The 1,322-nt window shown below is 31.2% G+C and carries 1 protein-coding gene; it reads right to left on the bottom strand.

All coding sequences use genetic code 11. The annotated features are described in order from the left end of the window. Positions 1-166: 166 nt before the first annotated feature. A complete protein-coding gene (locus tag BC781_RS25370) occupies positions 167-1,066 on the bottom strand; it encodes an SMI1/KNR4 family protein (RefSeq protein WP_109623370.1) in 900 nt (299 codons plus the stop codon). Positions 1,067-1,322 lie beyond the last annotated feature (256 nt).

Genomic DNA, 1,322 nt, shown 5'->3' on the forward strand with positions numbered 1-1,322 from the left:
CCGTCTTTATTCAATTCAGTAGTAAATTGTTTATCAATCATTTTTATATTCACTTAGTAATTGAAACTCTATTTACCTTATATAAAACATAACGATACGGGCATGGTGTCGCTGGCAGGTTGCATCGCACCTGCCAGTGAACTATGCCCCTTGTTATATCTATTTTTTAAACTCCATATAAGCTTGCATTTCCCATGATATCTACTGAGTAGAAATACCCTTTAATTACATTCAAATAATTTGAGGTGTTAATCTTTTCATTAAGTTCTTCAATACTAAGATCATTGGACAAACATCTGTCTTTGAATTTCTTGAGTGCATCCATTACAGCATGAAACTTATAATAATAAATTCTATAATTTTGATTTTCATCAAAACATAAATTCAACAGTTTGTTACTTTTTATTTCATAATTATAATTCCCATATAGAACTTTTCCACCTCTATCAAGCTCAATGCAGACGTGTATGACACAAAAATCATCTTTTTCGTCTTTGTTACTACTGATTGTCAATGATGTGGTTACAGAAATTGGAGTATTTGCTTCTTTAGTATTAAATCCAAAATCTCCAGGTGATTCCAATTCATACTGAATATTTGAAGGCAAATCAACTAATTCAGAAAACTCATTAAACGTTTTTGAATTACAAGAAATTAAAACTTCTTTATCATCCTTTGATTGTTTACCATAAAGAAATTCAATTGAATTCGATACCTTAATTCTACCAGCCCATGGAGCATCAAGATCTCGTACATAGATTGATTCACCACATTCAGTCCCATTTTCCCCTTGAAAATAAAGAAATTTATAACAATCTCCTGTGGTATTTCTTGCGAAAGGTAGTTTTTTAGTTTGCTGATCTTCAGGGTAAGTGTATAAATCATTAAGATTATTGTAAGCAGTATCCGCAATATTATTATCAGTAATTTCTTCTAATAATGATGGTAGGATTTCATATTTCTCATCTAACATTTCAATGATTACCCTACTGCAATCCAGTTCTTTAAGAAACTTTTTAAATCTTTCTGGGTAAAGCACACCAAATTTCTTCTCCAAATGTTCCATGTTTGTTCTTTTATTTTCAGTTACTTAGAAATAACGTATCGGGCATGGTATCGCAGCCAGATTGCATCGCAGATGGCTGTGGAATATGCCCCTTGTTACCCAACGTTTTTTATTTTGTTCTTAATCTTTAAAGACCATTCTAAATCAGATGGATCTATAATAATCACATTGAAATTAAACCTTTCTGATTCGATTTCAACACCTTTTAAATCATCAATATGCAAATCAAACCCAAATAAACTTGGACATTTTGACG

It is taken from the genome of Sediminitomix flava, from assembly GCF_003149185.1.
In the GTDB taxonomy this organism is placed as follows: Bacteria; Bacteroidota; Bacteroidia; order Cytophagales; family Flammeovirgaceae; genus Sediminitomix; species Sediminitomix flava.

Coding starts and splice junctions, on each gene's coding strand:
- BC781_RS25370 (WP_109623370.1), bottom strand. CDS start 1,066: ATGGAACATTTGGAGAAGAAATTTGGTGTGCTTTACCCAGAAAGATTT.